Here is a 4,878-nt window from a genome sequence, read left to right as displayed (position 1 = left end):
CGCATTGAATGACACGGCGCGTGCATACGATAACAATGATTGTTTACAAGTACAGTTTGCTAAACAAGTGGCGTTGACACCGGATGCGATTGCGACTGAATGCGCTGGGCAACAGCTCACTTATGCACAATTAAATGAGCGTGCTGATCGCCTCGCGTCATATTTGCAAGAAATGGGGATTGCGCCTCAGGAGCGTGTTGGGATTTGTCTTCCTCGCTCTATCGAAATGCTGATTGCTGTGCTTGGTGTGATGAAAGTGGGCGCAACCTATGTGGCACTTGAGCCTGAACTTCCAGATAGCCGTTTAGCCTTTATGGTAGACGATGCACAGATTAACCTTGTTCTATTTGATGAAGCATCTATTGCACAAACGACGCTTGGTGGCGTTGATGTCTTGATGATGGATGGTGCGGTTTCGTCAGATGAATGGCTTGATGACTTTGTAGAGAATACGGTGTGCGAACCGGTCGCAATTGATGCTGCTGTGTATATCCTATACACCTCCGGCTCTACGGGCCAACCTAAAGGGGTTGTGGTACCACATAAAGGCGTACTGAATTACCTCAGTCATGCCAAAGAGACGTACCTGAACGCTGAAATTCAGGGCGCTATTGTGAGCTCTCCGTTGTGTTTCGACGCGACTGTTACGACGTTATTAACGCCATTGTTGGCTGGTAAAACGGTTCGTTTCATTGCGGATAATGCGCAAAGCTTAACGTTGTTAGCACAGCAATTATTTGAGAGCTCAGAGGCGTGGCTATTCAAAATTACACCAGCACACTTAGAAGCATTGAGTCACTTACATACTTCTGGCCAGAGTAATCAAGTGCCCCATATTGTGGTTGTTGGAGGAGAGCAGTTAACTTATCAAACATTGCAGCCCTATCGTGAGAGCTTGTTACCCAATACCACATTTGTAAATGAGTATGGTCCGACAGAAACGGTTGTTGGGTGTAGTATTTATACTGTTTCACCAACATATACACCTGCTCCAGAGCAAGTGGCGGTACCGATTGGTAAGCCGATCCAAAATACCCGTTTATATGTCCTTTCTGCTGGCATGCAGGCACAACCATTTAACAGTATTGGTGAGTTATATATTGGTGGCGACGGGGTTGCACTGGGTTATGTTAATCGTGATGATTTGACGGCTGAGCGCTTCATTACGCACCCTGATAATGCCGCTGAGCCTTTGTATCGCACCGGTGATTTAGTCCGTTGGCGTGACAATGGTGAGTTGGAATTTATTGGGCGAGTAGATCACCAAGTTAAGATCCGTGGTTATCGTATTGAGTTGGGTGAAATAGAAGAAGTCTTACTGCGCAGAGCAGACGTGCGTGACGCAGCGGTATTAGCACTGCCAAATCCAGCAACGCAACAAGAGCATCGTTTAGTGGCTTATGTTGTCCCTGCGGATTACCCGCAGCTGGATGTGCCTGAGGCGCAAAATACGGCACTAGAGGCGTTGCAAAATGCCTATCTGAGCGAATTGAAAAATACGCTACCAGCTTACATGGTACCGAGTGTGTGTGTGCTGCTGACTTCGATGCCACTGACGTTCAACGGTAAAGTTGATCGCAAAGCACTGCCTGCCCCTGAAGACAGTGCGATGCAAGAGCAAGTGTATGTTGCCCCTCAGAACGACACCCAGACGTTATTGTGTGATGTGTGGCAGCAAGTCCTGCAGGTTTCGCAGGTGGGTATCAAAGATAACTTTTTCAGTATCGGTGGTGATTCAATCCTATCGATCCGCATCGTGTCGCTGCTCAAAGAGCATGGGATTACTTTGGGGATCCAAGATCTGTTTACCTATCAAACAGTAGAAGCGTTGGCGGCGCATGTTGCAACATTGACAGAGCAGGTTGAGCACACTGAAGAGCTTGCGCCATTTGCATTGTTAACAGCGCAAGAGCGTGAAGACATCTCCGCTGAGTATGAAGATGGATACCCGATGTCAGCGTTACAAGCGGGGATGGTGTTCCATACACAGATGGATGGATTCAGTGGGGTATATCACGATATTAATAGCGAACATATCGAGTACCCATGGCACCAAGCGCATTTTGAAGCGGCATTAAATGCCTGCATAGCTCGTCACCCTATTTTACGTACTGGTTTTAGATTACAGGGTAAACGCCCGCTACAGTTAGTACATAAATCGATGGCAGCGCCTTTGGTCGTAGAAGATATCACCGAGATACCCGCAGCAGCGCAAGAGCAGTGGTTAGTTGAGTGGCGAGAAGCACGTAAGCAACATGTGTTTGATTGGGAGCAGGGACCCCTGTTCCAAATTAACGTGTTCTTACGTAGTGCGACGAGCTTTGAGTTCACGATTAGCTTCCACCATGCGGTACTAGATGGCTGGAGTCGAGCAACTTTGACAGCAGAGTTATATGCCAATTATGAACAGCTATTGGCTGGAAACGCTTTATTACCACAAGAAGCCGATTGGACATACAGAGCCTATATTGCAGAGGAGTTGGCAACGCTTGAAAAAGAAGACGCCAGTCAATACTTCTCGCAGCTGCTAGAGGATGCCCCGACAGAGCAATTACCGCTTCGTCGCGATGGTGTAAATGATGGGTATCACATTGCAGAAGTGGCAGAGTTTGATGCTTTGGCGAAACCTGTGGTCGCACTGGCACAAAAAATTGGTGTACCAGTACAAGCCGTGCTGCTAACGGCGCACTTGAAAGCGTTGGCGACGATGAGTGGTGCGAATCAGGTAATGAGTTGTGTGACAACCAATGGTCGTCCAGAGCGTGCCGGTGGTGAGCAGGGGTTAGGGTTATTCCTAAATTCGCTGCCTTTACAGCTGCACTTAGAAAAGCAAGATTGGGGCACACTGATTAAACGTGTTGCAGAGCTGACTGCTCAGAGCATGCCACATCGTCGTTACCCGCTGCTTAAAATTCAGCAAAATAGTGAGATGGAGTTCAACGAAGTCTTATTTAACTACACCCACTTCCATGTTTTGAACCAAGTTGACGGTGGGGACTTAAAGGCCCTGTCATCCAGCGGCTCGGAGCACACAAACTTCCGTTTAACCACGGATATTTCACGCAGTGCGGATGGTGAAGAAATGGGCTTACGCTTTAGTTATGACAGTGGGTCATACAGCGCGTCCCAAATTGCCCGTTTAGGTGAGTACTATGTAAATGCATTGCACTGGATGCTGAATGACATTACCCGTCCACATCAGACGAGCTCTTTACTGTCAGTATCAGAGCAACAAGGGTTATTGGAAAATCACGAGCCAGAGCAATGTTTTGATACACAGCCGAGCTTACACAGCTTATTTGAAGCACGAGTTGCGCACACACCAGACGCGATAGCGCTGACCTTTGAAGGGCAGCATTGGTCCTATGAACAGGTGAATGCGCGTGCGAATCAATTGGCACATGCTTTGGTTGCACAAGGGGTGACGGCCAATACGTTAGTGGGCTTGTGCATGGAGCGCTCGGCGGAATTAATCGTGGGTATTTTGGCTATTCTCAAAGCCGGTGGTGCGTATGTGCCATTAGACCCTCATTATCCAACTGAGCGACTTGAATACATCATCAAAGACAGTGAACTGTCGTTGGTGGTGACTGAGCCTGCCCATGTATCTCATGAGGCATTGGCATCGTTATCCACCGTGATGCTATCGGCGGTCAGTGGGGAGTCGACCGACAACCTGTCCCATGCTGTGCATGCATCTGATTTGGCGTATGTGATTTACACATCTGGCTCAACGGGCCAGCCAAAGGGGGTATTGGTAGAGCATGGTAATGTCACGCGTTTATTTAAGGCCACAGAAGCGCAGTTTGGTTTTGATGAACAAGATGTATGGACGATGTTCCATTCACCAGCCTTTGATTTCTCGGTGTGGGAGATTTGGGGAGCCCTGATATACGGTGGCCGCTTGGTTGTTATTCCACAGTGGTTATCACGTTCGCCAGAAGAGTTTTATCAGCTATTGGTGGCGGAGCGGGTGACGATATTAAACCAAACGCCAACAGCTTTTACTCAGTTGATCCGAGAGGACCAACGCCAGCAAGGCGAGTTAGCACTGAGCAACATCATCTTTGGTGGTGAAGCGTTGAATTTCGTTGAGCTTAAGCGTTGGGTTCAACGCCATGGCGATGACAGTCCGAAGCTGATCAATATGTACGGTATCACAGAGACAACCGTACACGTTACGTACAAGCGAGTAACGCAAGAAGACATAGCGCAAAACCGCGGAAGTCTAATAGGAGCTCCAATCAGTGACTTGAGTCTGTATCTATTAAACGGCGATGGAGAGCTGGTTCCACAGGGTACACCGGGGGAGATGTATGTTGGGGGCGGTGGCGTTACGCGAGGCTACTTGAATAGGGCAGAGCTTACGTCGGAGCGGTTTATTGATAACCCTTATAAGCAGGGAGACAAGCTGTATAAGACGGGCGATGTTGCTCGCTATTTAGAAGATGGAGAGCTGGAATATATAGGCAGAACGGATGACCAGGTGAAAATCAGAGGTTTCCGGATAGAGCTGAGTGAAATAGAGCAGAATCTATCGGCGTTGGAGCAAGTCAGAGTTTCAACAGTGATAGTAAGAGAAGACAAGCCGGGTCAAAAGCAATTAGTTGCGTATGCGGTGCTAAATGAAGAAGCGCAAGGGGAAGAGGCGCAGAAGTTAGCGCAGCAACAACTCCGTGCGCAAATGGAGAGTGTGCTACCCGCTCACATGGTCCCAGCAATATTTGTGCTGATGCCGGTTATGCCATTAACGCAAAATGGGAAGGTAGACAAACGTGCGCTACCGGTCCCAGATGCGGGGCAAATTCAAACGCAGGCATATCAGGCACCAGAAACAGAGTTGGAGACACAGCTAGTCAGCATTTGGCAGTCGGTATT

The 4,878-nt window shown here is 48.4% G+C and carries 1 protein-coding gene; it reads left to right on the top strand.

Annotated elements, in window-relative coordinates; genetic code table 11:
- Positions 1-4,878 (top strand): non-ribosomal peptide synthetase (locus tag N475_RS02605; protein ID WP_063364637.1); only part of this gene is annotated, 4,878 nt, incomplete at both ends.

The organism is Pseudoalteromonas luteoviolacea DSM 6061, assembly GCF_001625655.1.
GTDB classification, from domain to species: Bacteria; Pseudomonadota; Gammaproteobacteria; order Enterobacterales; family Alteromonadaceae; genus Pseudoalteromonas; species Pseudoalteromonas luteoviolacea.
Note: the sequence above shows the minus strand (reverse complement) of the source record. Positions and strands in the feature narration are given on the sequence as shown.